This window comes from Collinsella aerofaciens, assembly GCF_964243765.1.
Lineage (GTDB): Bacteria > Actinomycetota > Coriobacteriia > Coriobacteriales > Coriobacteriaceae > Collinsella > Collinsella aerofaciens_BU.
In genome coordinates this window covers 33908-58901 of sequence record NZ_CAXTGI010000009.1, presented here as the reverse complement: position 1 = coordinate 58901, position 24994 = coordinate 33908, and the positions used below count along the sequence as shown (strand labels likewise).

Genomic DNA, 24994 nt, shown 5'->3' with positions numbered 1-24994 from the left:
GGACCTGTAGCTCAGTTGGTTAGAGCGTCCGGCTGATAACCGGGAGGTCACAAGTTCGAATCTTGTCAGGTCCACCACTTTCTTTCGCAATAAACACCCCAGCGAGAGCCGAGTCGCCGCTGGGGTGTTTATTACTGTCTCCGTGGGGGTTTAGCTCAGCTGGGAGAGCGCGGGCTTTGCAAGCCTGAGGTCAGGGGTTCGATCCCCCTAACCTCCACCATGATGGACCTGTAGCTCAGTTGGTTAGAGCGTCCGGCTGATAACCGGGAGGTCACAAGTTCGAATCTTGTCAGGTCCACCATCAAAACTGTGAAGAGCCTCGAGGGTTTCCTCGGGGCTTTTTTCTTACCTACTGAAAGTAGTCAAAAAAGCCCCGCCCCAAATTAACTACTTTGATTTTGTGTGCTGTGCGAAAGTTTGGGTAGTATAGCTATTCAATGCGGCGGGCTGCCGCGTGTTAACCGCTACGTACCGGAGGTGTTCCATGGTTCGTGTCGACATAGAGACCATCGTCATGGCCGCCGGTCCCGTGCCATCGCTTATCGTACTTCGTGAGCGCAGCAGCAAATCGGACTCGCCCGCGCCGCTGCGTTCCCTTTCCATTCAGACTGGTTCGTTTGAAGCTGCTGCCATCAGCCGCGGCATCGATAGCGGCCGCGCCGAGCGCCCGATTACCCATGACCTGCTGCTCGACACCGTCGACGCCCTGGGCGCCAAGCTCGAGCGCATCGAGATCGTTCGCGCCGAGCCGCCGGTGTTCTACGCGACGATCGTCGTACTGGTCGATGGCGAGGAGCGCAAGATCGACGCCCGCCCCAGTGATGCCATTGCCCTTGCCGTGCGCAGCAATGCTCCCATGTTTGTGGAGGACGACATCATGAATCGCCTGGGCACTGTTTCTACCCACGCCGAGGAAGCCGACGACGAGCAGGAGTTCGAGAAGTTCGACGAGTTCGTCCATACGCTCTCCCCCGATGACTTCTAAATGTCTGGCACGCGAGCGGAGAGGTCGCTGATGGGTACCCGCGTATCGGCTGAAGCGGCCGCCATCGCGCGTGAAGCCCAGATGCGCTCGGAGGCTTCTGAGGCGGCTCGCATTGCCTATGTGACGCAGGCCCGCACGCTTCGCGAGCGCCGCGGCTCGTTTGTCAAGATGGTTGTCGTCTCCGCCCTTGTCGCGGCAATCTGCTCGCGCCTTCGTGGTACAGTTGGTGCGCTTGGGTTTTCGATTTCAACAGGCTTGGTAATCTGGGGCGTGGTCGATGCAGTAATGCTGACCAACCAGATCAAGGTACTCGACAAGCGCGCGATGGATATGATGCGCGCCCGCGACGCTGCCGCCAAGATTGCTGCCGAGGCACAAGAACTGTAACGACGCCGGACTCGATGGGAAGGTCTAAAGATGGCACAGGATATGCAGGACGCCGGTAACGTCTCCGCCGAGCTCGACGCCATGGTGTGTGACCTGATTGGTGCGTTCTTGGATGACCTTGCCGCCGGCGAGAATCCGGGCGTAGTTGTGGCGATCGAGGACGCTGCTTCCAACCGATATCTGGCGGCGCTCGATGAGGATGGCGAAGAGGCGTGCCTCGAGGCTGCCACCAACTTTATCTCCGAGCACAAGATGGGTCTTAAGGACGAGGGGCTGGGCCGCATCGCCCGTTACGCCATCGGCTACACCGGTTGTGTCGAAATTGACGGCGGCTATCACGACGCCCTGCTCGTGAGCTTCTTCGAAACCACGCTCGAGAGCGGTTTTTCGGCATACGTGCTGTATGAGGGCATGGGTGCCGGCGATGGTTTTATGTGGAGCGACCCTGAACCTGCAGGTGAGGAAACCCCTCTTATCTAAAATCGCTAAAATAAACGAGTTTTCGGTAAAAGGCTCAATATTCCCGCTGAGCGTTGTATCGCTGGGCGGGTCGCATACGCGTGCCGTTTGTATATGGATAGAAGATAGGGGAACTACATGCGCGTAGACAATCTGAGGAACATCGCCATCATCGCCCACGTCGACCACGGCAAGACGACGATGGTCGACAAGCTCCTGCGTGCCACGGACGCCTTCCGTGCCAACCAGCAGGTCGAGGACCGCGTCCTGGACTCTAACGACCAGGAGCGCGAGCGCGGCATTACGATTCTCGCCAAGAACATCTCTATCGAGTACAAGGACGTTAAGATCAACGTCATCGACACCCCGGGCCACGCCGACTTCGGCGGCGAGGTCGAGCGCGTGCTGCGTATGGCCGACGGCGCCCTGTTGCTGGTCGACGCTTTTGAGGGTCCCATGCCCCAGACCCGCTTCGTGCTGCGTCACGCTATCGATACCGGCCTTAAGATCATGATCGTCATCAACAAGATCGACCGTCCGGGTGCCAACCCCGAGAAGGCCTACAACGACTGCCTGGACCTTATGGCCGACCTGGGCGCTACCGACGACCAGCTTGAGTTTGCCATGGAGCATGTCATCTACGCCAGCGGCGTCAACGGCTTTGCCCGTCATGATCCCGAGGACGGCAACATGGACATGTACCCGCTGCTCGACATGATCATCGACGACATGCCCGCACCCGAGGTTGACGAGACCGCTCCGCTGGCCATGCAGTGCGTGACCATCGATCACTCCAACTTCGTCGGCCGTATCGGCATCGGCCGCGTGTACTCCGGCACCATCCACCAGGGCGACCAGATCTTGGTCGTCAAGAACGACGGCTCCAGCGCCACCGCTACCGTCAAGCAACTCTTTACCTTCGACTACCTGGGCCGTACCGAGTGCCAGGAAGTCGGCGCCGGCGACATTGCCGCCGTTGTGGGCATCGACCGCACCGATATCGGCGATGTCTACACCGACCCCGAGAATCCCGTCGAGCTCGAGCCCATCGAGATCGACCCGCCGACCCTGTCCATCGTCTTTGAGGCTTCGACCTCCCCGCTCGTCGGCCGCGACGGCGATATCGTTGGCGCCCGTCAGCTCAAGGAGCGCCTGTTCAACGAGGCCGAGAACAACGTGACCATGAAGATCGAGGAGCTCGAGGACAAGAGCGGCGTCGAGGTCTCGGGCCGCGGCATTCTGCACCTGTCCGTTCTGATGGAGTCCATGCGCCGCGAGGGCTTTGAGTTCCAGGTCGGTCGTCCGCGCGTTCTGTTTAAGAAGGACGAGAACGGCAACAAGATGGAGCCTGTCGAGCAGGCCGTCGTCGAGTGCCCGGACGAGTGCTCGGGCAAGGTCGTTGAGGTCTTCGGCACCTCCGGTGGCATCATGACGAGCATGGATACCTCGGGCATCGTGACGCACCTTGAGTTTAAGATCCCGACGCGTGGCATCATGGGCCTTAAGAACCGCATCATGAACGTCACCCACGGCGAGGGCGTGTTCTACCACACCTTCCTGGAGTATGGCCCCTACGCCGGCGAGATCGGCAACCGCCAGAACGGCGCCATGATCTCCATGACCACCGAGAAGGCCGTTGCCTACGCCCTGGGTACGCTGCAGGAGCGCGGTCAGCTGTTTGTTGAGCCGGGTACCGAGTGCTACGAGGGCATGATCGTGGGCGAGCGCAGCAAGGCCGGCGACATGGTCGTCAACATCGCCCGCACCAAGAACCTGGGTAACCAGCGTTCCTCGACCTCCGACATCTCCGTGCAGCTGGTGCCGCCTCGCACCTTCTCTCTGGAGGAGGCGCTGGAGTACATCGCCGACGACGAGCTGGTGGAGATTACTCCCAAGAACATCCGCCTGCGCAAGCGTCTGCTCAACGCCACCGACCGTAAGAAGGCAGCCGTCCGCGCCGGCCAGGTCAACAAATAAGCGCTGGGGCTTATAACTGCCAATAAGAAAGGGCGTCGACCGCAATGGTCGGCGCCCTTTTTGGTGCAATGGGATCAGGTTGCTTTGCGCCACCACAAAGGTGCCTGGCCCTTTTGTGGTGGTTGGCGGCTAGGCGGTGGGGAGTTCCGGCGTATTAGCCGGCTGTTGCGACTTGAGGTGAGCGTTGCGCCAGATGATCTGGATAACATAGCCGAGCGTGAAGACAAAGGCCACGCCGCTGATGAAATCGCCTACGAGGGGGATTGCCGTAAGTGCACCTGCGATCACGCCGCCGGCGGCCGCCATGGCGTAGCGGTTCTGGCTGTGTCCGACCATGCGCGCGATCGCGCACCCTGCAAAGGCACTCGACACCAGCGCGATGCCAATAACACCGCACATGAGGGCTCCGGCAAGCGACAGACCAGCGATAGAGATAATTAGCAGTAGGACGGCGGGGACGATAGCAATCGTGCCCAGAAGACCGCTCACCCACAGGGGCATGGGGCGCTGGTGGAGCATGCCGGCGGCGCTGGCGGTTGCGCGCGGAAAGACGAGTTCGAGCAGTAGGGCGACAAAGCAGGCCGAGAGTGCCGCGGCGACGATACCGCCGATGACATCGTTAACGGTGGAAGTATCCTCGCTCTCGGTGCGGTCGATCTTGAGCGCGCCGACCTCGGCTCCCGCGGCGCGCTCGGGGTCCTCGGAGACGTGCGCGTTCACGGTGCCGGTGATGTGGGCGTTCTTGCCCAGGATGAGCTTATCGGCCCAAACCTCGACATCGCCCTCGACGGTGCCATCGATAGTCACCGTATCGCCCGCAAGCGCTGCCGACTTGGTAGAGCCGCGCAGGGCAACCGTCTCGCCTATCGCATAGAAACAGTTGGTGGTGCTGTCGGAATTGAGCACGACATGCTGGCCGGCAACGGTCACGCTGCCATCAACCGTAGTCTTGGCAATGTCGATGGTGCGCGCCGCCAAGCGGACGGCGCCGCCCACCGTGCAGTCGCGGATGGAGAGGCTCTCGCCTGCTGCAATTATGTCGCGGCCGATGGACGCATCGTCCAAGTTGAGGGCCTGACCTGCCCAGTACAGGTCACCTTCGACGCCTGACGAATTGGCGTCATTGTCGGTCGCAAGTACGTTGCCTGCGGTGTCTGTGCCGGCGAACGACGCCGTGGGAAGTGCGGTGACCGCTAGGGCGACGAGCGCGAATAGGATCGTGATGCGGACCCACGCTTTACGGCGCTGGGTCGACGGGAATTGATTACAGGGCATAGTGAATCCTTCGTCAGATGCTCGACATACACCTAACAGGGTACCCAACGCGTGGGCGCTCTAAAAGAACCTCTCGGTTGCATTTCGAAGGGTCGTGCCGTGCTGTTTACTTTTTACGGTGCAAGAAGCGCGCGATATCTTCTTCGGTGGGGCTTTTGATGTCAAAGCGCAGCGAGAGCCAGCGCAGACCCATGGTCACGACAACGCATACGACCAGCGCGGCGACATTGCTCATAATGCCGCTCATAACGAGACACACATAGCTTGTCGATCCGGCGATGGCGGCGATGGCATAAAAGTTAGTGCGTTGGAAAATGCCCGGAACCACGCCCATAAAGCCGTCGCGCAACATGCCGCCGCCCACCGCGGTGAAAAAGCCCATCATGATGCACACCGCCGGTGCAAAGCCGTAGACCAGCGCCTTGTCTGCTCCAGTGGCGGCGTAGATGCCGACCGAGATGATGTCGAGCAGGGGAATGAGTTTTTCGGGCTTGTCGACGATTGCCGGGAAAATATAGATGATGGCTGCCGTGGCAATGGAAAGCGGCAGCGCCATTGGCTGGTTGAGGATGTAGACGTTGCCCACCTGCAGCGTCATGTCGCGTAAAAGACCGCCGCCCAAGCCACAGACCACGGCAAGCGCGACCGCGCCCACCAGATCGAGCTTGTGCTCGCGCGCGACCAACACGCCCGAGATTGAAGCCGCGACGACGGCGAACATTTCGAGCCAAAACGGGATGGCGACCATGGCATCTGTGGCGTGTGAGGTAACGGTCATAGCGGCGACGACGGGCAAGATGGGGTCCTTTTGGTTGCGGGTTTAGACAATGCCCGTACATAGTACATGGTTGGCGGGCGTGGTGATCCTATTGCTCGGTAAACGGTCGGGACTGGGTGGGGGCGTAGGTTCCATGTTTGGGGATCTGGGTCGATGCTGAACGCGATGGGGGCGTGGCTGAATAGGAGGGATGTCCAAATTTTGAGCTTTGCTCAAAATTTATCCGGTCGGCTTACGCCGACCGCGCTGCGCTAAAAACGCGCCACGGGCGCGTTTTCTTTACGCTCCGCGCCCTGGCGGGTTCGAATCCCTCCTCCTGCGCGTTATTGAAATGTGCCCGAAAAGAAAAAGCCCCATTGCTGGGGCTTATACCATCTAATGGCGGAGGAGGAGGGATTCGAACCCTCGTGACCTTATACAGGCCAAACGGTTTTCGAGACCGCCGCATTCAACCACTCTGCCACCCCTCCGCGTGGGGTAAAAACAAAGCAGGCTCGAAGGCCTGCTTTGGAATTAACTGGCGGAGAGTCAGGGATTTGAACCCTGGAGACGCTTTTGACGCCTACACGATTTCCAATCGTGCTCCTTCGGCCACTCGGACAACTCTCCGTTAAATGCGAAAGTCAGTATACACGAGGAATCGCAAAGTGCAAACAGAAAAGTTGGCATTTTTTAAAACGCTTGGCCGTGCTTGGCGCTGCAGTGGGGCTTGAGGTCCCAAAAAACGGCTTCCGACCAGCGTGGTTGATCAACTCAATTGTTCAAAAAAGGGTATTCATAAGCGACTTGGCAATGAATTTAAAAATCTTTGGGTGGTGCTGTGGGCCACTGGTATGCATTTTGCGACCACAGCCTTGTGCCCGCTGACCTGCGGCTTGGCTCAGCTTGTCCCCACGGCACCGTATCTTGAACACAGATCCGTCAAGCATTTGGTCAGCATTTGGTTGGAATGCGCATGAAGTGCCGTGTGAGCATGGACATATGTGGAGGTCATGAGGTTGTAGCTGCATATTCTTGCAGCCTAGGAGGTTGAAAGATATTATTACCAAGTCTTTTCCTGCTTCAGGCGCACCTTCACGACCTGAAGCCACATTTGCCCAGAGGAGGTGACAATATGAAGGCTTATGAACTGCTGTTCTTTGTTGACCCGTCGCTCGACCCCGAGACTCGTCTCGCTGTTATGAAGCGTATCGATACCACGATCGCTGAGGGCGCTGGCAAGGTCGACTCCGTTGACGAGTGGGGCAAGCGCAAGCTCGCCTACGAGATCAACGACCTCACCGATGGTGACTACACCCTCATCAACTTCCACGCAGATCCTACCCAGATCGCCGAGCTTGATCGCGTCCTGCGCATCACCGACGCTGTGGTCCGCCACATGATCGTCCGTCGCGACGACCAGGAGTAAGACTGTCGTTTTGGACTGGGCTTGTGCCCCAAGAGGAAGTAGTGAGTTATGAGCATCAATCGAGTGAACATCACCGGTAACCTCACCCGCGATCCCGAGCTGCGCGCCACCGCCGGCGGAACCCAGGTTCTGTCCTTTGGCGTCGCCGTGAACGATCGTCGCCGCAACGCGCAGACTGGCGAGTGGGAGGACTATCCCAACTTTGTCGACTGCACCATGTTCGGCACCCGCGCCGAGGCCGTGAGCCGTTTCCTGGCAAAGGGAAACAAGGTCGCGATCGAGGGCAAGCTGCGCTACAGCTCTTGGGAGCGCGACGGCCAGCGCCGGAGCAAGCTTGAGGTCATCGTCGATGAGATCGAGTTTATGAGCTCCCGTGGTGGCCAGGGTGGCTACGACCAGGGCGGTTACGCCCCCGCAGCTCCCGCGCCCGCAGCACGTCCTGCCGCACCGGTGGCTACGCCGCCCGCGGTCGACGTCTACGATGAGGACATCCCGTTCTAAGGGTTGTTCACCTATTTTTGAGTGAGAGGCGGCTTCGGTTCGCCGAAGTTGCCAAACGAAAGGTATTTTGACATGGCTAATGATTTTTCTGCACGTCAGCCGCGTCGTAAGTACTGCCAGTTCTGCAAGGAGAACACTGAGTTCATCGACTATAAGGACACTCAGCTTCTCCGTAAGTACATGACCGACCGTGGCAAGATTAAGCCCCGTCGCGTCACTGGCGCTTGCACGCAGCATCAGCATGACATCGCCAACGCCATCAAGCGCGCCCGCGAGATGGCTCTCCTGCCGTACACCGTCCCCGTGGTTTCCTCTCGTGGCAACCGCGACCGCGGCTAAGAAGGGAGACGCATCATGAAGGTTATTCTTCTCGATGAGATCAAGGGCAAGGGCGGCGAGGGTGACGTCGTAGAGGTCGCTCAGGGTTACGCTGAGAACTTCCTGTTCCCCAAGAAGCTCGCTGTTGCCGCCACCAAGGGCAACCTCAAGCAGCTTGACGAGCGTCGCAACAACATCGCCAAGCGCGAGGCCGTCCGTCTGGCTACCGCCAACGAGACCAAGGCTGCCTTCGAGGGCAAGACGGTCACCGTTGACGTCAAGGTCGGCGACGAGGGCATCCTCTTTGGCTCCGTTACCGCCGCTATGATCGCTGACGCCATCAAGGCTCAGCTCGGTATGGACATCGACCGCAAGCGCGTCGAGCTCGGTAAGCCCATCAAGGTTGCCGGTGCCCACACCGTTGCCATCTCGCTGTACCGCGAGATCAAGGCCGAGGTTGTCGTTCTCGTCGGCGTTACCGCCGAGGAGCTCGCTGCCGAGGCTGAGGTCGAGGAGGCCGCTGAGGTCGCCGAGGCCGAGACCGCCGAGGTCGAGACTGAGGCTGCTGCCGAGTAGCATTTGCTGCAACGCAACAATCTTGTTCTAAGAAGGGCGCTCTGGGAAACCAGGGCGCCCTTTTGTTTTTTGCGCTGAGTGAGTGTCATGGTGAACGTTGCGTCGAAGTCCTGTATACAGGACCGTTCATCCGTTTGGTTCGGTGATGATTGGCGGCGCGCGGCGCGTTTTGGGACCGTGGCTGATACTATGGATGCTCGCAAGCGATATGAATGAGGATGCTCATGGCATATGACGATAGGGAGACCGGGCTGACGGTTGAGGACCGCGGCTCCAAGTTGGGTCTTCCCCAAAACCAAGATGCAGAGGCCAATGTACTGGCCGCTATGCTGCTATCGCCCGAGGTGGTCGAAGAGGCCCAGGTCGAGCTGCAGCCCGATGACTTCTACCGGCCCATTCATAAGACCATCTATACCGCGATGGTCGATATGTACAACAGCCGCATTCCCATCGACTCCATCTCGCTGATCGATTACCTGCGAAGCATCAACAAGCTTGATGCCGTGGGCGGCGAGGCCTACATTTTGGAGTTGATGGGTCAGACCCTGTCGCTCGTCAACTGGCAGCACCATGCCGCTATCGTTCGCCGCGATTCGATGCTGCGTGAGCTGATCGGCGCCACCAACGAGATCAACGCGCTGGCCTATAACGCTCCCACCGATACCAAAGAGGTCGTGGAGCTGGCCGAGAGCAAGTTGCTCAAGGTCACGGCGCGCGAGGTCAAGTCGAGCTACAAGACGCTGACCGAGTTTATGGTCGAGGCCTATAACGAGGCCGAGGAAGTGTGCCAGGCAGGCGGCCAGGCTGCGGGCGTGCCCACGGGCTTCCCGTCGCTCGACCGCATGCTCATGGGTTTTCGCGAGGGCCAGCTCATCATCATCGGCGCCCGCCCTGCTGTGGGTAAGACGTCGTTCGCCCTGAATCTGGCGCTCAACGCTGCCGCGGCCGGTTATACCGTCGGCTTCTTCTCGCTGGAGATGTCGGGCAAGGAAATTGCCCAGCGTCTGATTTGCGCCTACGCCATGATTTCGATCAGTGACTTCCGCATGGGCCGCATTAGCCCCGAGCAGTGGGCCAATATCAACGAGGCCACGCAGACCTTGTCCAAGCTCGATATTCTGATTGACGATACGCCCGGCACCACAGTGACCGAGATTCGCGCCAAGAGCCGCCGCATGCTCCACAACAAGGAGAAGGCCATCATCATCCTGGACTACCTGCAGCTGGTGAGTCCTCCGCCGGGACGCCGCTCCGAGAGCCGTACCGTCGAGGTCTCCGAGATGTCGCGTGGTCTGAAGATCATGGCCAAGGAACTCAAGATCCCGCTCATCGCGCTGTCGCAGCTCTCGCGTCAGGTCGAATCCCGTACCGGCAAGCGCCCGCAGCTTTCCGACCTTCGTGAATCGGGCTCCATCGAGCAGGACGCCGATATCGTTATGTTCTTGGACCGCTCCGCCGACGAGGCCGAAGCCTCGCGCGACGATCGACCCGACGAGGGCGTTACGCGTATCGTCGTGGCCAAGAACCGTTCGGGCCCGATCGGCGACGTCGACCTGATGTTCCTGCCGGCATCCACCAAGTTCTATGAGCTTGATGGGGCACATGCCGAGGAGTAGGACAGGCGCCCGTTGCACGGGTATACTGGGAATGTTTTGTGCTTCTGCGTGCCGGCGTGGCGCGTAGACAGTCCATGAATGTAAGGAGTAAACATGCCGTCAACCGTTTTGGTCGGTGCCCAGTGGGGCGATGAGGGCAAGGGTAAGATCTGCGACCTGGTCGCCGGCGACTTCGATGCCGTCGTGCGCTACTCGGGCGGCAACAACGCCGGCCACACCATCGTCGTCAACGGCAAGAAGTACGGCCTGCACCAGGTGCCCTCCGGCATCATGTATTCCGACCATGTGTCGGTGATCGGTAACGGCTGCGTCGTCAACCCCAAGGTTGTCCTTGAGGAGATCGACATGTTCGAGGCCGACGGCATCACCACCAAGAATCTCAAGATTAGCGGCAACGCGCATGTCATCATGCCGTACCACATCGACCTGGATGGCGCCTTTGAGCAGAAGCTCGGCAAGAAGAACATCGGTACCACCAAGCGCGGTATCGGTCCGTGCTATCAGGACAAGATGGCCCGCATTGGCCTGCGCATGCAGGATATGCTGGACGAGGCGCTGTTCCGCGACAAGCTGGAGACCGCTCTCGCCCGCGTGAACCCCGAGCTTGAGCTCATCTACAACCTGCCCACCTACACCGTGGACCAGATTTGCGACGAGTACCTGCCCATGGCCGAGCGCCTGCGTCCCTACATCACCGAGACGAGCCTGCTGCTCAACAACATGATCGATGAGGGCAAGGACCTGCTGTTTGAGGGCGCCCAAGCGACGTTGCTCGACATCGACCACGGCACCTATCCGTACGTGACGTCTTCCAACTGCACCGCCGGCGGCGCCATCACCGGCTCCGGCGTGGGCATGAAGAACGTCGACCGCGTGCTGGGCGTCATGAAGGCCTATATCACCCGCGTCGGTTCGGGCCCCATGCCCACCGAGCTTTCCTATGAGTCCGAGGCCGGTCACACGCTGACCGAGGAGGGCTATGAGTACGGTGTGACCACCGGTCGCCGTCGTCGCTGCGGCTGGTTCGACGGCCCCATCGCCAACTACGCCTCACGCGTCAACGGCCTCACCGATATCGCCCTGACTAAGCTCGACGTGCTTTCGGCCTTCGACACCATCAAGGTGTGCGTGGCCTACGACGTCGATGGCGAGCGCTACACCAGCGTGCCCGAGCATCAGGTGCGCTTTGAGCATGCCAAGCCCATCTACGAGGAGCTCCCCGGCTGGAAGTGCGACATCACCGGTTGCCGCAGCTTTGATGAGCTGCCGCAGGAGGCTCAGGACTACGTGGCGTTTATCGAGGATCTGGCACACACCCGCGTGACGTTCATTGGCGTCGGCGCCGGTCGCGAGCAGATCATCAACCGATTCTGGAAGTAATCGGGACTATTTGGTTATTGCGATATACCCCTTTGCAGCCCAAGCGGGCGGCCGAGGGGTATATTTGCTTGCAAAGGGCTCGCGCGGAGCGGGCCATTCATCCATAGAGGAGGCACCCTTGAAGGCGGACACTCAAACCATCGACATCCTGTTGTTGGGCAGCGGCGGCCGTGAGCATGCTTTGGCAGCTAAGCTCGCAGCATCACCGCGCGCCGGCAAGCTCTACATCGCGCCGGGCAACGGCGGCACCGCGAGCTGCGGCGAGAACGTTGTTCTCGACGACTGCGATCCTGCGGCCGTGGCGGCGTTTGCGCAGAGCCACGGATGCGGACTCGTGGTAATTGGCCCCGAGGCTCCGCTCGTGGCGGGTGTGGCCGACGCCGTGCGCGCGGCGGGTATTCTCTGCTTTGGCCCGGGTGCCGAGGGCGCCCAGATGGAGGGCTCCAAGCTGTTCTCCAAGCAGCTCATGGAGCGCGCGGGCATTCCGACGGCAGCCTACGGCTCGTTTACCGACGAGGCTTCGGCTCTCGCCTACGTGCGCGAGCAGGGCGCCCCGCTGGTCGTCAAGGCCGACGGCCTTGCCGCGGGCAAGGGCGTCATCGTGGCGATCGAACTTGAGCAGGCCGAGGAGGCCGTGCGCGAGTGCTTTGGCGGCACCTTTGGCGATGCCGGCAACACCGTGGTTATCGAGGAGATGCTGACCGGCCCCGAGTGCTCGCTTTTGGCCTTTACCGACGGCAAGACCGTGCGCCCCATGGCCACCTCGCAGGACCACAAGCGCGCGCTCGAGGGCGACAAGGGTCCCAACACCGGCGGCATGGGCGTCTACAGCCCGGTGCCCATCGTGACCGACGAGGAGCACGCCACCATGGTGGCGGTCATGGAGCAGACCGTGGCCGAGCTTGCTGCCGAGGGCATCGACTACCGCGGCTGCCTGTATGGCGGCTTTATGCTCACCCCCGCCGGCCCCAAGGTGCTGGAGTTCAACGCCCGCTTTGGTGATCCCGAGACTCAGGTTGTGCTGCCGCGCCTTAAGAACGACCTGGTCGAGGTCATGCTCGCCTGCGCCAACTGCGAGCTCGATCAGATTGAGCTCGACTGGCGTGACGAGTGGGCCGTGGCCGTTGTCCTGACGAGCGCGGGCTATCCCGGCAGCTACGAGAAGGGCAAGGTCATCACTGGCATTGAGGATGCCGAGGCCATGGAGAACGTGACCGTTTACCACGCGGGTACTGCCGTGGTGGACGGCCAGCTCGTGACCAATGGTGGCCGCGTGCTTGCCGTGACCGCTCTGGGCGACACGTTTGAGAACGCTCGCAACCTTGCCTACGAGGCTTGCGAGAAGATTGATTTTGAGGGCAAGACCCTGCGTCACGACATCGGCCTGCGCGCGCTGCGCGGCCGCGACGCCTGGGATGCCTAAAATCCGAGAGGAATGAGACGGATGGACGAGAAGAACGAAGAGCTCGTGGACGCGCAGATCGTCGAAGAGGACAGCCGCATGTATGGGCACGCCGAGGGCGAGCCTGGTGGCGAGGTCGCTGACGAGCCGGCGCTGGTGCTGGGCGACGACGACCCGCACGATGCCGAGCTGCACGAGAAGATTCTTTCGGAGGAGTGCGCCTGGAAGGGCAAGATCCTCGACGTCCACCGTCTTGAGGTTGAGCTGCCCAACGGTCGCCGCAGCGCCCGCGATATCGTTCGCCATCCGGGTGCGGCGGCCGTCGTGGCGCTGACCGAGAGCGGCAAGATCGTACTGGTGCGTCAGTACCGCACCGCCATCGACCGCGTGACGGTCGAGATTCCCGCCGGCAAGCTCGATCCAGGCGAGGATCCGCTCGATTGCGCCAAGCGCGAACTGCATGAGGAGACGGGCTTTAGGGCTGGTCGTATTCGCTTTTTGACGTCGATTGTCACGTCCTGCGGTTTTTGCGATGAGATCATCCGCATCTACTTGGCTACCAAGCTCGAGTTTGATGCGCCCAACCCCGATGATGACGAGTTTGTCAACGTGGACCTGGTGCCGCTGCACGAGCTGATCGACGCCGTGCTCGACGGCAAGATCGAAGACGCCAAGACCGTCGTAGGCGCGCTTGCCTGCGACAGCATCGCGCACCGCTTGGGCGGAGCGGAGCTCTAGGTTACGCGGTTTTACCAAACCGCGTAACGAGTCGACGCTGCAAACGCCCCTAAGCGGCAATCTGCCTTTCAATCGTCGCTCGCGTACCGAAGTACGCGTCGCTCCTCTTTCAAGGCACCTTGCTCGCTTAGGGACGTTTTCGCTGACGCTGCCAGAACATCGGCGTTATGCTTGTTGGGACGCTTTGTTTTCAGCCTGACCGGTTCAACCGGATTTCTCACGCTATTTATTTCTCTTCGAGGATTGCATGTTTAAAAGGTTTCTCTCGTATTACGAGCCCCAGATGGGGCTTTTTGTTGCTGATACTGTTTGCGCTCTGGTGCTTGCCGCCATTGACCTGGCGTTCCCCATTATCCTGCGCAATTTGACCGGTGGGCTATTTACTCAGGGTCAGGCTGCCATTATGCAGGCGCTCGGCATGATCGCGGTGGGCTTGGTGTTGATGTATGCCGTCCGCTGCGCCTGCCGCTACTTTGTGAGCTATTGGGGTCACGTGATGGGCGCGCGCATGGAGTCCAAGATGCGCGAGGACCTGTTCGACCAGTATGAGCGCTTCAGCTTTGCGTACTTCGACCGCAACAGCTCGGGCGACATGATGAGCCGCGTGGTCAACGACCTGTTCGATATCTGCGAGGCGGCGCATCACGTGCCCGAGTGGATCATCATCTGCGGCATCGAGATTATCGGCTCGTTTGTGATCCTCTTTACCATCGCCCCGGTGCTGGCGCTCGCCATGGCCGTGGTGACGGCGGCGTTTTCGGCCATCATGTTTTGGCAGAACATGCGCATGCGCGAGGTCTTTAGCGACAACCGCAAAAAGATCAGCGGCATCAATGCGCAGCTGCAGGATTCGCTGGCGGGCATGCGCGTGGTCAAGAGCTTTGCCAATGAGGAGACCGAACGCTTCAAGTTCCGCGCCTCAAACAATCGCTATCTTTCGTCCAAGGAGAACATGTATCACGCCATGGGCGTCTATACCGCGACGTATGGCCTGCTTTCGGGTGTGCTCTATGTGATCGTGGTGCTGCTGGGCGGCTGGCTGGTCGCCCAGGGGCAGCTGCAGGCGGTCGATATGGCGACCTTTGCACTCTATATTTCGCTGTTCTGCACGCCGCTCGAGACACTCGTCAATTCGGCCGAAACGTATCAGAAGGCTATCGCCGGCTTTAAGCGTATGGACGAGGTGCTCTCGACCGCGCCGGATATCCAGGACAAGCCGGGCGCTACGGATCTGCAGGTGACTGCCGGCGCCGTGGAGTATCACGACGTGTGCTTTAACTACGAGGATGTTGAGCTGGGCGAGGGCGATGCCGACGAGCGTCCCGTTATCGACCATATGGACCTGTCCATCAAGCCCGGGCAGACCATCGCTTTGGTTGGCCCTTCGGGCGGTGGCAAGTCCACGACCTGTTCGCTGCTGCCGCGCTTTTATGACGTGGCCGCCGGATCCATTAGCATCGACGGCCAGGACGTGCGCGATGTGACGCAGCAGAGCCTGCGTCGCGCCATCGGCCTGGTGCAGCAGGATGTCTATCTGTTTGACGGCACGATTGGCGAGAACATCGCCTACGGCAAGCCGGGCGCTACGGCAGGAGAGATCGCCGAGGCCGCCCGTCGCGCCAACATCGATGCCTTTATCGAGTCGCTTCCACAGGGCTATGACACGGTCGTGGGCGAGCGCGGCAGCCGTCTTTCGGGCGGACAGAAACAGCGCGTTGCCATCGCGCGTGTGTTTCTCAAGAATCCCAAAATCTTGATCTTGGACGAGGCGACGAGTGCTTTGGATAACGAGAGCGAGGAGGCGGTCCAGGAGTCGCTCGAAGAGCTGGCACGCGGCCGTACCACAATCATCATCGCCCACCGTCTCTCGACCATTAAACACGCCGATGAGATTGCGACCGTTGAGCATGGTCGCGTTGTGGAACGTGGCACGCATGAACAGCTTCTCGCCCGTGGCGGCACCTATGCCCGTTACTATCGAATGCAGTTCGAAGGTGCGCGTGCGCACGAGCTCGACTGATTGATATGACAGGAAGTTTATGGCTGACAAGAACCCTTTGACTCCGGAAGAAGTGACGGAGTTATTCTCCGAAATCGATGCATCCGGTGTCTTGGATCCCACGCTTGCCAAAAAGCGAACCGAGCGCATGCGTGAGAAGGAGGCTGCGGCCAAGCGCGGTGACAAAGCGGCGCTAGCGCAGCTGCGCAGCGAGGACCGCGCGAGCCAGGCAAAACATATCGACCCGCTGTCCGAGGATGATCCTTCGGGTTCGCAGGTGAGTCATACCATTACGAAGACCGCGATGGCCGTGGTCATTGGTATTTTGGTGCTGATCGTGGGCATGCAGATTGGCTACGGCGTGATGCGTCGCCTGAACACCGCCAACCTGTCCGAGAGCGTTTCGGTCGATACCGTTTCGACGGCGCTGAAGGGCGGCCTTGAGTGGGGCAACGGCTTTACGCAGTTCCCGCTCGACTTTACCGTCGATGAAGCCGATGAGCGTACGGGCACGGTCGAGGTGACGGTGTTGGACACATCGTCTGCCAACGAGCTCGAGCTGCTGTCCAACGGGCAGATTCAGGCCGCGGCGCTTGCGACCAACGCGTTGCTCAACGATAAGATCGACCGCGTGGTGTATAACGTTCACGCCTATATCGACGAGGATAGCAACATTCAGCACGATTCCTTCTTTGGCATGTTTCCCGCCCAGGGCCACCAGAGCGCCATCCTGACGTTCGTGTGGACCAAGAGCTCATCCAACGCTACGAGTATCGACTGGAAGATGCGCATCGTGAGTATGGATGACACCATCGCCGAGCGCATTCAGAAGCAGGTGAACTCGGTGTCGTCGTTGATTGAGGACCCGGTGGTGAGCCAGACCAAGATTGACGAGGAAAAGGCCGAACGTGACCTGGAGCATCGTCTGCATGGCCGCGAGATTTTCCGCGGCGGCAAGCCCGATCGCACACCGTCCGAACTGCTGGAGCAGGACAAGATAAAATAAGACGCCATCATCCCGCGTGAGCCACAAGCCCCGCGGGATGATTTTTCCGGGACGGGGATTAAAAAATCATTATGCATAGAAAGTCATAATTATCATTTCGTAAACATTTCGATGAAATTAACGCCATGAGGCATGCTTGCGGTTACAATACCGCGAGGCCTAACTACACACCTTTAAGCCGGTCCTGTGAGACCGGGAAGGAGAATTATGGCGAACAACCATACCGCGGGCGCTGCCGCCCGCACCTTCGCGCCCAGCGAGCTTTGCCAGCGTATGCTGGCCAAAACCAGCAAGGGCGCCTGCGGTCCCTGTATCCTGTATCTTGAGGATGGGACCATTTTTTATGGACGTGCATGCGGCGCCGAGGGCACCGCGACCGGCGAAGTCTGCTTCAACACCTCGCTTGAGGGCTACTTTGAGGTCATGACCGACCCGAGTTATGCCGGCCAAATTGTAACCATGACCTATCCGCAGATCGGCAATTACGGTATCGACGAGACCGATGTCCAGTCGGCCTTCCCCGGCGACGCCGTGCGCCCTGCGAGCGCTCCGGCTATGCGCGGCATGATCGTTCGCGACATGTGCGCCACGCCTTCTAACTGGCGCTCGGCCGTCAGCGTGCCGGAGTACCTGCGCGCTCACGGCATCGTCGCTATCGAGGGTGTCGACACCCGCGCTCTGGTGCGCCATCTGCGCGACAATGGTTCCAAGATGGGCATTATCTCGACAGAGATCTTCGACGTCGACGAGCTCGCCGAGCGTCTGGACGCAGCGCCCACGCTGGTGGGCGAGAACCTGGTCAAGACCGTGAGCTGTCCCGCGCCTCACGAGTTTGTGGCCGCCGACCTGCCTGCCACGCATGGCTTTGCGCTTGTGGCTGCCGCTCCTGCCCGTCACAAAGCGGTCGCCTACGACTGCGGTGTGAAGCGCGGTATTCTGGAGGGCCTGGTCCGTGCCGGCTGCGACCTCACCGTCGTGCCGTGGGATACGCCCGCCCAGCAGGTGCTCGACATGAATCCTGATGGCGTCTTTTTGTCCAACGGCCCCGGCGACCCCGATGCCGTGGTGGAGACCTACGAGCAGGTGCAGCAGCTGATCGGCAAGGTGCCGGTCTTTGGTATTTGCCTGGGTCACCAGATGATCAGCTTGGCCTGCGGCGCCCAAATGGAAAAGCTTAAATTCGGTCACCGTGGCGGTAACCAGCCGGTTATGAATCTGGTGAGCCGTCGCGTGGAGATCACCGCGCAAAACCACGGCTTTGGCCTGCTGTTCCCCAGTCTGGGCAAACTGATTCCGGAGCTTTCCGGCGGCGAAACCGAGCATGCGGCCGATGGCGACCTGCGCGCCTGGGTGCGTCGCGGCGTCGCGCCGGTCGTGATGAACGAGCGCTTTGGTCGCATTCGCCTGACACATGTGAACCTCAACGACGGCACCGCCGAGGGCATCCAGCTGCTCGACGCCCCGTGTTTCTCGGTCCAGTACCACCCCGAGGCTTCGCCCGGCCCCACCGATGCCCACTATCTCTTTACCGCCTTTACGCGACTCATGGACGGCGAGGAGAACTACCTGGACATCGACACCGCGAAGGACCGCCTCGCCGGCTGGAATTTCGCCGAGTCCGAGAACGCTGCGACCGAGGAGAACTAACATGCCTAAACGTACTGACATCAAGCGCATCCTCGTTATTGGTTCGGGCCCCATCGTTATTGGCCAGGCCTGCGAGTTCGACTACTCCGGCGCCCAGGCCTGCAAGGTGCTCAAGGAGGATGGCTTTGAGGTCATCCTGGTCAACTCCAATCCGGCGACCATCATGACCGACCCGGGCTTGGCCGACCGCACCTATGTTGAGCCTATCACCGCCGAGTTTATCGAGCGCGTGATCAAGAAAGAGCGCCCGGACGCGCTGCTGCCCACGCTGGGCGGCCAGACCGGTCTGAACGCCGCCGTCGAGCTGGCAAAGGACGGCACGCTCGACAAGTACGGCGTCGAGATGATCGGCTGCGACCTGGCCGCTATCGAGCGCGGCGAGGACCGCAAACTCTTTAACGAGGCCATGGCCGAGATCGGCCTGGAGGTCGCGCGCTCGGGCTATGCCTACAGCGTGGCCGACGCCGAGGCTATCGCCGAGCGCGTGGGATATCCCTGCGTACTGCGCCCGAGCTTTACCCTCGGTGGCGCCGGCGGCGGCATCGCGCATACCCACGAGGAGCTCGTCTCCATCGTGAGCCAGGGCCTTGAGCTCTCGCCTGCCCATGAGGTGCTGGTCGAGGAGTCCATCGAGGGTTGGAAAGAGTATGAGATGGAGGTCATGCGCGACCACGCCGGCAACGGCATCATCGTGTGCTCCATCGAGAACCTCGACCCCATGGGCGTGCACACCGGCGACTCCATCACCGTGGCGCCAGCGCAGACCCTCTCCGACCTTGAGTACCAGCGCATGCGTGTCGCGTCGCTCGCCATTCTGGAGAAGATTGGCGTCGAGACCGGCGGCTCCAACGTGCAGTTTGCCGTGAACCCCCAGACCGGCCGTCTGATCGTCATCGAGATGAACCCGCGCGTGAGCCGTTCGTCCGCACTGGCCTCCAAGGCCACGGGCTTCCCCATCGCCAAGGCCGCCGCTCGCCTGGCCGTGGGCTACACGCTCGACGAGATCGTCAACGACATCACCAAGGCAACGCCCGCCTGCTTTGAGCCCACGATCGACTACTGTGTGGTCAAGGTGCCGCGCTTTGCCTTCGAGAAGTTTAAGGGTACCGACCCCACGCTCACCACGCGCATGAAGGCCGTGGGCGAGATTATGGCGATCGGCCGCACCTTTGAGGAGGCCTTCGGCAAGGCCATGCGCTCACTGGAGGACGGTCACCAGGGCATCTGCGCCGGTGGCAAGGAGGGTGCCGACAAGCTGAGCGACGATGAGCTCGCTCAGGCCGTGGCAACCCCGACCGAGCACCGCATCTTCTTTGTGGTCGAGGCCCTGCGCCGTGGCTGGGACATCGCCCACATCCATGCCATCTGCGGTATCGATCCGTGGTACCTCAACCGTATCAACGACATGGTGCAGGTCCAGGAGAGCATCCGCGGCCTGCGTGTGGAGGATATCGACGCCGACGCGATGCGCCTGCTCAAGCAGTACGGCACGAGCGACGCCGAGATTGCCGCGCTGACCGGCTCGGACGAGCGCTTTGTGCGCGCCTATCGCAAGGGTCTGGGCGTGGTTCCCAGCATGAAGACGGTCGATACCTGCGCTGCGGAGTTTTCGAGCGCCACGGAGTACCACTACAAGACGTACGAGAACATCTACCGCACGAGCCCGGATGCCAAGAAGTGCGTGGCTCCCGACGAGACCACGCCGGCGGACAAGCCCAAGGCGATGATCCTGGGCGCCGGCCCCAACCGCATTGGCCAGGGTATCGAGTTCGATTACTGCTGCGTGCACGCGAGCTACGCGCTGGCGGCCCGCGGCTTCGAGACCATCATGGTCAACTGCAATCCCGAGACCGTCTCGACCGACTATGACACGTCCGACCGTCTGTACTTTGAGCCGCTCACCTACGAGGACGTCATGGACGTTATCGATGTCGAGCGCCCCGACGGCGTCGTGGTGACGCTCGGCGGCCAGACCCCGCTTAAACTGGCGCGCATGCTCGAGGAGAGCGGCGTCAACATTATGGGCACAAAGCCCGACGCCATCGACTTTGCCGAGGACCGCGAGCGCTTTGCCGCCCTACTCGACAAGCTGGGCATTATGTACCCGCCGGCGGGTCAGGCCACCTCGTTTGAGGAGGCCGAGGCCGTGGCCGCGCACATCGGCTACCCGCTGCTGGTGCGTCCGAGCTACGTGCTGGGTGGCCGCGGCATGATGATCGCCTACGATGCCGGGCATCTACGCGATTACATGGCCGAGGCTGCGCGCATTAGCCCCGACTACCCGGTGTACCTCGACCGCTTCCTGGAGGGTGCGATTGAGTCCGATGTCGATGCCCTGTGCGACGGCGAAGAGGTCTACATCGGCGGCATCCTGGAGCATATTGAGGAGGCCGGTATTCACTCCGGCGACTCTGCGACCTGCATTCCGCCGTTTAGCTTCAGCGAGAGCCTGCAGGCGAAGCTCCGCGAGACCACGCGCCGCATCGCGATGGCGCTGGGCGTACGCGGCCTGGTCAACGTGCAGTATGCCATCAAGGGTGAGACCGTCTACGTGATCGAGGCCAACCCGCGCGCCAGCCGTACCGTGCCGTTTATCTCCAAGGCCACCGGTGTGCCGCTGGCCAAATGCGCGGCGCGCATCATGGCAGGCGATTCCATCGCGAGCTTGGGCCTGCCGAGCGACGAACGTCAGCTGGACTGGTTCTGCATGAAGGAAGCCGTCATGCCCTGGGGTCGTTTCCCGGGCGCCGACGTCATCCTGGGGCCCGAGATGAAGTCGACGGGCGAGGTCATGGGCATCGCCAAGAGCTATCCCGAGGCATACGCCAAGACGCAGCTGGCGATCGACTACAAGCTGCCCGACCCGAGCGCTGGCAAGGTGTTCATCAGCGTGTGCGACCGCGACAAGCGTCACATCCTTTCGGTCGCGCGTATCCTGCGCTACCTGGGCTTTGATATCTGCTCCACCGAGGGCACGGCGCGCGTGCTTCGCGGCGGCAACGTGACGTGCGAAGTCGTGGAGAAGATCAGCGGCCCGCACGACGGCGAGTGCCCCAACATCGGTGACCTCATCGCCGATGGCAAGATCGCGGTAATCATCAACACGCCGTACGGTCCGGGCTCGCGTGGCGATGGCTACCTGCTGCGTACCGAGGCCGTGCGCCGCGGCGTGACCTGCGTGACCGCGATGTCTGCCGCCAACACGTACGTGAGTGCCATCGAGGCGGCGCGCGAGGACCAGCAGGGTCACGGCAGTGCCAACGACATGGGCATGGACGTCATCGCCCTGCAGGACCTGCCGCAGCACACGGTGTAATGTGACCTGGTCGGCCGGGGCGGGAGGGGCCGAGATTTCCCCCTTTCGCTCCGGCTGCAAGCAGAGTCGCTCAGGAGGAAACTCGGCCCCTCCCGCCCCGGCCTGCGGTGACTTGGCTGCACCGTGTGCTGCCGAAGGGACTTTGCGCGATGACTAGGGCTGAATAATAAAGCTACTGTGACAACGCCGTGAACGTCGTCTTGTCGGCTGCTATGTGTACGTGCAGCTCGGCTTGGCCGTCGCAGCTGATGAGCACGCCGACCTCGAACGGGTTGCCTTCCTTGTCGTAGGTGGAGCGCACGATCCGCATCGCCGCCTTTCCCGTTACCTGCCCCAACAGGCTCGCTTCGTGCTTGTCGAGGTTGATCGCCTCGTAGACCGCATCGACGCTTGCCGGCAGGATACCGGTTTTCTCGGCGATATAGGCGTAGAGCGATCGCTCCAGGTCCCTGTGCGTCAAGTCGGGGCAGAGTGACACAGGGACATAGACGTAGTTGAGTTCCATGGGCTTGTCGTCGGCCAGGCGCAGGCGACGTATCTCCCATACGGGCGTGCCCGCGGGCACCTTGAGGCCGGAGGCGATGCCTCGGACGGCGGGGATGCTCTCGAAGTTGAGGATGCGCGAACTGGGTTGCCTTCCCGCTTCGCGCATGCGTACGCTGAAGTTGAGGGCGAGGTCGATCCCCGGCGCGGTTGTCCGGGGCTTGATAAACGTCCCCTGACCGCGCTTGCGTATCACACGACCCTCCGCCACCAAATCCTGAAAACAACGACGGACCGTCGCGCGCGATAGCCCCAGACGGTCGCAGATCTCGAGCTCGCGGGGTAGCGGCGTCTCGGTGTCGAGCGTCTGGCTTGCGATGAGCAGGACGATACGTTGCTTGAGTTGGATATAGAGCGGTGTGTCGCCCTCGCGGTCGAAGGGCTCGGAGGCGAGAAACGATATCAAGTCCATGGGATACCTCCATGTTGCGTGTTGACAGGACATAGCGTAGCGAAAAGGCCATAACGATCGAATTCTAGGCAAAAATAGTTGAGCTATGTTAGGAACATACAAAACATAGCTTGAAGACAAGCCGTCTACCTGCACTTTTAGAAATACGCCGATGGAAAAATAATTTAGTTGTCAAAATAGTTGCTACCGTTAACCGATGAATAGTTGCCGTTCGCAACTATTTGCTTGTATCGAACATACGCGAAAATAATAATGGTCTCGACACAAAGCAAAGCCGTGCAGTGCACGCAATGTCGAGGGGAGACCGCCATGCGGTATCTGGTAATGGTCAGCCACGGAACACTCGCTCCCGGTTTGCACAGCGTCCTCAAGATGCTCGGCAACGACGCCGCCAACATCTTGTCGACGAGCTTGGTCGATGGCATGGGTGCCGACGAGTACGTTGAGAATCTTAAGGCGCTGCTCGCCCCCGTCGCAGCCGACGACGAGGTCGTCCTGCTTGGTGATATCGTGGGCGGCTCTCCGCTCACCAACGCCATGAACACTCTGGCCGAGAAGGGCCTGCTTGCCCACACTGTCGCCTTTGGCGGCATGAACCTGCCCATGGCGATGACCGCGATGATGGGCCTATCCACCATGGACCTCGATTCCCTCAAGCAGATGATGCTGCAAGAGGGCAAGAACGGCATGTCCGAGCTCGTGATCCCCACCGATGATGGCGAGGATGACGAGGACGACGATATCTAGGCCCAAGAGCCAAACCGTGTGAGATGGGGCGCGGCGCCAAGTGCCGGCCCAAAACAGAAAGGGGAGAACGCAATGATTTCGTTCATCCGCATCGACGACCGTATGATCCATGGCCAGACCGTCACCCGTTGGTCACTCGAGTATCCCTGCGACGGCCTGATCGCCGTCAACGACGCCGCGGCATCCAACCCGGTGCTCAAGGAGGCCTACCGCAGCGCTTCGCAGAAGAAGACTTTCGTATGGACCAAGGAGCACTTCAAGGAGGTCGCGCAGAAGGTTCTCGACAGCGAGACGCAGTACTTCCTGATCACCAAGAACCCGCAGGATATGAAGGAGCTGCTGGTCGACTTTGGCTTTAAGCCCGGCATGAACCACGTCGTCGTCGGACCCTGCAACGATCGCCCCGGTGCGACCAAGCTCGGCAACAACCAGTCGATCACGCAGGAAGAGGCCCAGGCGCTCGAAGACCTCACCAACGCCGGCTATGAGGTCGAGTTCGCCCTCATCAAGGAGAAGTCCATCGGTACCTGGCCCAAGTTCCGCGGCCAGTTTGGTTTCTAAGCAAACGCTTCGCAGCATTTTGGTCCTAACGGTCCCACGAGGAGGGACTGAGGAATAAAGAAAGGGGAAAGCATGACTATCAATGCGTTCCAAGCCGCGCTGTTCGGCCTGTTCGCCTGCCTGGCCTCGATGCCCGGCATGGGCGGCACGACGTTCGGCAACTACACCCTGGGCCGTCCTCTGGTCGCAGGTCTCGTCGTCGGCATCATCATGGGCGACATCCAGTCCGGCATCTTGGTCGGCGCCGCCATCCAGGTTGTCTACATCGCCCTCGTGACCCCGGGCGGAACCGTCTCCGCCGACGTCCGCGCCGTTTCCTACATCGGCATTCCTCTGGCGATCCTGGCCATCAAGGCGCAGGGCATCGACCCGGGTTCGACCGAGGCCGCCGGCATGGCTGCTTCCCTCGGTGCCGCCGTGGGTACGCTCGGCACCGTCCTGTTCTATGGTACCGCGACCATCAACCTTGTGTGGCAGGGCATGGGCTGGAAGTGGCTCGAGAAGGGTGACCTGCACAAGCTCTACCTCGTCGACATGGTCCTGCCTTGGATCGGCCACATCCTGTGTTCCTTCATCCCGACGTTCATCATCACCATGGGCGGCGCCAACATGGTCGACCTCATGAAGACCTACATGCCCATGGACGGCATCGCCATGAAGACGCTGTTCACCGTCGGCTCGCTGCTGCCCACCGTCGGTATCGCCATCCTGCTCAAGCAGGTCATCTCCAAGCCCACGGACTTCCTGACCTTCTTCTTCGGTTTCACCCTGTCCGCCGTCATGGGCTGCAACCTGATCGCTGCCGCCGGTATCGGCTGCTTCTTCGCCCTGGTCCACTACGAGATCGTCTCGCTCAGGATCGATATGGAGAACGCCCCCAAGGCCGCTATCGCCTCGAGTTCTGATGAGGAAGAGGAGGACATCTAATGGCAGAGAAGAAACTCTCCAAGAAGACCCTGAGCA

General features: G+C 60.8%; 22 protein-coding genes and 5 tRNA genes. 22 read left to right on the top strand and 5 right to left on the bottom strand.

What is annotated here, in order from left to right; translation table 11 throughout:
• The 7 genes from ACESSC_RS07405 (at position 1) to typA (ending at position 3808) form a co-directional block, all read left to right on the top strand.
• Positions 1-77: transfer RNA gene (locus ACESSC_RS07405), tRNA-Ile, on the top strand.
• A 67-nt stretch (positions 78-144) separates the two neighbouring features.
• Positions 145-220: transfer RNA gene (locus ACESSC_RS07400), tRNA-Ala, on the top strand.
• 4 nt (positions 221-224) lie between these two features.
• Positions 225-301 (top strand) — tRNA-Ile (locus ACESSC_RS07395).
• 183 nt (positions 302-484) lie between these two features.
• Positions 485-985 (top strand): bifunctional nuclease family protein, encoded by a 501-nt coding sequence (locus tag ACESSC_RS07390; RefSeq protein ID WP_373162236.1) that lies wholly within the window; start codon positions 485-487, stop codon positions 983-985.
• A gap of 30 nt (positions 986-1015) precedes the next feature.
• The gene (locus ACESSC_RS07385) at positions 1016-1372 is read left to right on the top strand and encodes a hypothetical protein (protein WP_373162234.1); all 357 of its coding nucleotides are present in this window, start codon (positions 1016-1018) and stop codon (positions 1370-1372) included.
• Positions 1373-1402: 30 nt separating this feature from the next.
• On the top strand, positions 1403-1852 hold the full coding sequence (locus tag ACESSC_RS07380) for a hypothetical protein (protein WP_089572580.1): 450 nt from the start codon (positions 1403-1405) through the stop codon (positions 1850-1852).
• 117 nt (positions 1853-1969) lie between these two features.
• The gene (typA, locus tag ACESSC_RS07375; protein WP_373162231.1) at positions 1970-3808 is read left to right on the top strand and encodes a translational GTPase TypA; all 1839 of its coding nucleotides are present in this window, start codon (positions 1970-1972) and stop codon (positions 3806-3808) included.
• Positions 3809-3937: 129 nt separating this feature from the next.
• Here typA and ACESSC_RS07370 read toward each other — a convergent pair whose 3' ends face one another.
• The 4 genes from ACESSC_RS07370 to ACESSC_RS07355 all read right to left on the bottom strand — a co-directional run bounded on the left by ACESSC_RS07370 (position 3938) and on the right by ACESSC_RS07355 (position 6470).
• Positions 3938-5083 (bottom strand): DUF8173 domain-containing protein, encoded by a 1146-nt coding sequence (locus tag ACESSC_RS07370; protein ID WP_117716206.1) that lies wholly within the window; start codon positions 5081-5083, stop codon positions 3938-3940.
• 106 nt (positions 5084-5189) lie between these two features.
• Positions 5190-5879, bottom strand: a complete 690-nt coding sequence (locus ACESSC_RS07365; RefSeq protein ID WP_229057814.1) for a trimeric intracellular cation channel family protein — start codon at positions 5877-5879, stop codon at positions 5190-5192.
• A 361-nt stretch (positions 5880-6240) separates the two neighbouring features.
• Positions 6241-6331 (bottom strand) — tRNA-Ser (locus tag ACESSC_RS07360).
• Positions 6332-6379: 48 nt separating this feature from the next.
• A tRNA-Ser gene (locus ACESSC_RS07355) sits at positions 6380-6470 on the bottom strand.
• A gap of 505 nt (positions 6471-6975) precedes the next feature.
• Here ACESSC_RS07355 and rpsF point away from each other — a divergent pair.
• From rpsF to carB, 12 genes are all read left to right on the top strand, one after another.
• Positions 6976-7269: a 30S ribosomal protein S6 gene (gene rpsF, locus ACESSC_RS07350; RefSeq protein WP_006235831.1), complete on the top strand. Its 294-nt coding sequence runs from the start codon at positions 6976-6978 to the stop codon at positions 7267-7269.
• A 48-nt stretch (positions 7270-7317) separates the two neighbouring features.
• Positions 7318-7770, top strand: coding sequence for a single-stranded DNA-binding protein (locus ACESSC_RS07345; protein WP_006235830.1), 453 nt, complete (start codon positions 7318-7320; stop codon positions 7768-7770).
• Between the two features lie 72 nt (positions 7771-7842).
• Positions 7843-8109, top strand: coding sequence for a 30S ribosomal protein S18 (gene rpsR / locus ACESSC_RS07340; protein ID WP_006235829.1), 267 nt, complete (start codon positions 7843-7845; stop codon positions 8107-8109).
• A gap of 15 nt (positions 8110-8124) precedes the next feature.
• Positions 8125-8664 carry a 50S ribosomal protein L9 gene (gene rplI, locus ACESSC_RS07335; protein WP_022094073.1) on the top strand — a complete coding sequence of 180 codons (540 nt, stop codon included), beginning with the start codon at positions 8125-8127 and terminating at the stop codon, positions 8662-8664.
• 218 nt (positions 8665-8882) lie between these two features.
• A complete protein-coding gene (dnaB, locus tag ACESSC_RS07330; protein ID WP_006235827.1) occupies positions 8883-10280 on the top strand; it encodes a replicative DNA helicase in 1398 nt (465 codons plus the stop codon).
• Positions 10281-10373: 93 nt separating this feature from the next.
• A complete protein-coding gene (locus ACESSC_RS07325; RefSeq protein ID WP_055251352.1) occupies positions 10374-11660 on the top strand; it encodes an adenylosuccinate synthase in 1287 nt (428 codons plus the stop codon).
• Positions 11661-11778: 118 nt separating this feature from the next.
• Entirely contained in the window at positions 11779-13083 is a 1305-nt protein-coding gene (gene purD, locus ACESSC_RS07320) for a phosphoribosylamine--glycine ligase (RefSeq protein WP_373162226.1), read from the top strand.
• A 21-nt stretch (positions 13084-13104) separates the two neighbouring features.
• Positions 13105-13800: an NUDIX domain-containing protein gene (locus ACESSC_RS07315; RefSeq protein WP_195404258.1), complete on the top strand. Its 696-nt coding sequence runs from the start codon at positions 13105-13107 to the stop codon at positions 13798-13800.
• Positions 13801-14047: 247 nt separating this feature from the next.
• On the top strand, positions 14048-15820 hold the full coding sequence (locus ACESSC_RS07310; RefSeq protein WP_373162224.1) for an ABC transporter ATP-binding protein: 1773 nt from the start codon (positions 14048-14050) through the stop codon (positions 15818-15820).
• A gap of 19 nt (positions 15821-15839) precedes the next feature.
• Positions 15840-16805: a hypothetical protein gene (locus ACESSC_RS07305; protein WP_117584038.1), complete on the top strand. Its 966-nt coding sequence runs from the start codon at positions 15840-15842 to the stop codon at positions 16803-16805.
• A 207-nt stretch (positions 16806-17012) separates the two neighbouring features.
• Positions 17013-18452 carry a glutamine-hydrolyzing carbamoyl-phosphate synthase small subunit gene (gene carA, locus ACESSC_RS07300; protein WP_117646149.1) on the top strand — a complete coding sequence of 480 codons (1440 nt, stop codon included), beginning with the start codon at positions 17013-17015 and terminating at the stop codon, positions 18450-18452.
• Position 18453: 1 nt separating this feature from the next.
• Positions 18454-21768: a carbamoyl-phosphate synthase large subunit gene (carB, locus tag ACESSC_RS07295; RefSeq protein WP_373162220.1), complete on the top strand. Its 3315-nt coding sequence runs from the start codon at positions 18454-18456 to the stop codon at positions 21766-21768.
• A gap of 172 nt (positions 21769-21940) precedes the next feature.
• Here carB and ACESSC_RS07290 read toward each other — a convergent pair whose 3' ends face one another.
• Complete coding sequence (locus ACESSC_RS07290; RefSeq protein WP_373162218.1) at positions 21941-22723, bottom strand: GntR family transcriptional regulator; 783 nt, start codon at positions 22721-22723, stop codon at positions 21941-21943.
• 309 nt (positions 22724-23032) lie between these two features.
• Between ACESSC_RS07290 and ACESSC_RS07285 the strand changes: the two genes are divergently transcribed.
• From ACESSC_RS07285 to ACESSC_RS07275, 3 genes are all read left to right on the top strand, one after another.
• Positions 23033-23470, top strand: coding sequence for a PTS sugar transporter subunit IIA (locus ACESSC_RS07285; protein WP_373162215.1), 438 nt, complete (start codon positions 23033-23035; stop codon positions 23468-23470).
• Positions 23471-23542: 72 nt separating this feature from the next.
• A complete protein-coding gene (locus tag ACESSC_RS07280) occupies positions 23543-24031 on the top strand; it encodes a PTS sugar transporter subunit IIB (RefSeq protein WP_373162213.1) in 489 nt (162 codons plus the stop codon).
• A gap of 72 nt (positions 24032-24103) precedes the next feature.
• Positions 24104-24958, top strand: a complete 855-nt coding sequence (locus ACESSC_RS07275) for a PTS mannose/fructose/sorbose/N-acetylgalactosamine transporter subunit IIC (protein ID WP_373162210.1) — start codon at positions 24104-24106, stop codon at positions 24956-24958.
• Positions 24959-24994: the final 36 nt, after the last annotated feature.

What these genes read in the sequence shown, in the direction of transcription:
- ACESSC_RS07390 (WP_373162236.1), top strand. Translation starts at nt 485, where the DNA reads ATGGTTCGTGTCGACATAGAGACCATCGTCATGGCCGCCGGTCCCGTG.
- ACESSC_RS07385 (WP_373162234.1), top strand. Translation starts at nt 1,016, where the DNA reads ATGGGTACCCGCGTATCGGCTGAAGCGGCCGCCATCGCGCGTGAAGCC.
- ACESSC_RS07380 (WP_089572580.1), top strand. Translation starts at nt 1,403, where the DNA reads ATGGCACAGGATATGCAGGACGCCGGTAACGTCTCCGCCGAGCTCGAC.
- typA (WP_373162231.1), top strand. Translation starts at nt 1,970, where the DNA reads ATGCGCGTAGACAATCTGAGGAACATCGCCATCATCGCCCACGTCGAC.
- ACESSC_RS07370 (WP_117716206.1), bottom strand. Translation starts at nt 5,083, where the DNA reads ATGCCCTGTAATCAATTCCCGTCGACCCAGCGCCGTAAAGCGTGGGTC.
- rpsF (WP_006235831.1), top strand. Translation starts at nt 6,976, where the DNA reads ATGAAGGCTTATGAACTGCTGTTCTTTGTTGACCCGTCGCTCGACCCC.
- ACESSC_RS07345 (WP_006235830.1), top strand. Translation starts at nt 7,318, where the DNA reads ATGAGCATCAATCGAGTGAACATCACCGGTAACCTCACCCGCGATCCC.
- rpsR (WP_006235829.1), top strand. Translation starts at nt 7,843, where the DNA reads ATGGCTAATGATTTTTCTGCACGTCAGCCGCGTCGTAAGTACTGCCAG.
- rplI (WP_022094073.1), top strand. Translation starts at nt 8,125, where the DNA reads ATGAAGGTTATTCTTCTCGATGAGATCAAGGGCAAGGGCGGCGAGGGT.
- dnaB (WP_006235827.1), top strand. Translation starts at nt 8,883, where the DNA reads ATGCTCATGGCATATGACGATAGGGAGACCGGGCTGACGGTTGAGGAC.
- ACESSC_RS07325 (WP_055251352.1), top strand. Translation starts at nt 10,374, where the DNA reads ATGCCGTCAACCGTTTTGGTCGGTGCCCAGTGGGGCGATGAGGGCAAG.
- ACESSC_RS07315 (WP_195404258.1), top strand. Translation starts at nt 13,105, where the DNA reads ATGGACGAGAAGAACGAAGAGCTCGTGGACGCGCAGATCGTCGAAGAG.
- ACESSC_RS07310 (WP_373162224.1), top strand. Translation starts at nt 14,048, where the DNA reads ATGTTTAAAAGGTTTCTCTCGTATTACGAGCCCCAGATGGGGCTTTTT.
- ACESSC_RS07305 (WP_117584038.1), top strand. Translation starts at nt 15,840, where the DNA reads ATGGCTGACAAGAACCCTTTGACTCCGGAAGAAGTGACGGAGTTATTC.
- carA (WP_117646149.1), top strand. Translation starts at nt 17,013, where the DNA reads ATGGCGAACAACCATACCGCGGGCGCTGCCGCCCGCACCTTCGCGCCC.
- carB (WP_373162220.1), top strand. Translation starts at nt 18,454, where the DNA reads ATGCCTAAACGTACTGACATCAAGCGCATCCTCGTTATTGGTTCGGGC.
- ACESSC_RS07290 (WP_373162218.1), bottom strand. Translation starts at nt 22,723, where the DNA reads ATGGACTTGATATCGTTTCTCGCCTCCGAGCCCTTCGACCGCGAGGGC.
- ACESSC_RS07285 (WP_373162215.1), top strand. Translation starts at nt 23,033, where the DNA reads ATGCGGTATCTGGTAATGGTCAGCCACGGAACACTCGCTCCCGGTTTG.
- ACESSC_RS07280 (WP_373162213.1), top strand. Translation starts at nt 23,543, where the DNA reads ATGATTTCGTTCATCCGCATCGACGACCGTATGATCCATGGCCAGACC.
- ACESSC_RS07275 (WP_373162210.1), top strand. Translation starts at nt 24,104, where the DNA reads ATGACTATCAATGCGTTCCAAGCCGCGCTGTTCGGCCTGTTCGCCTGC.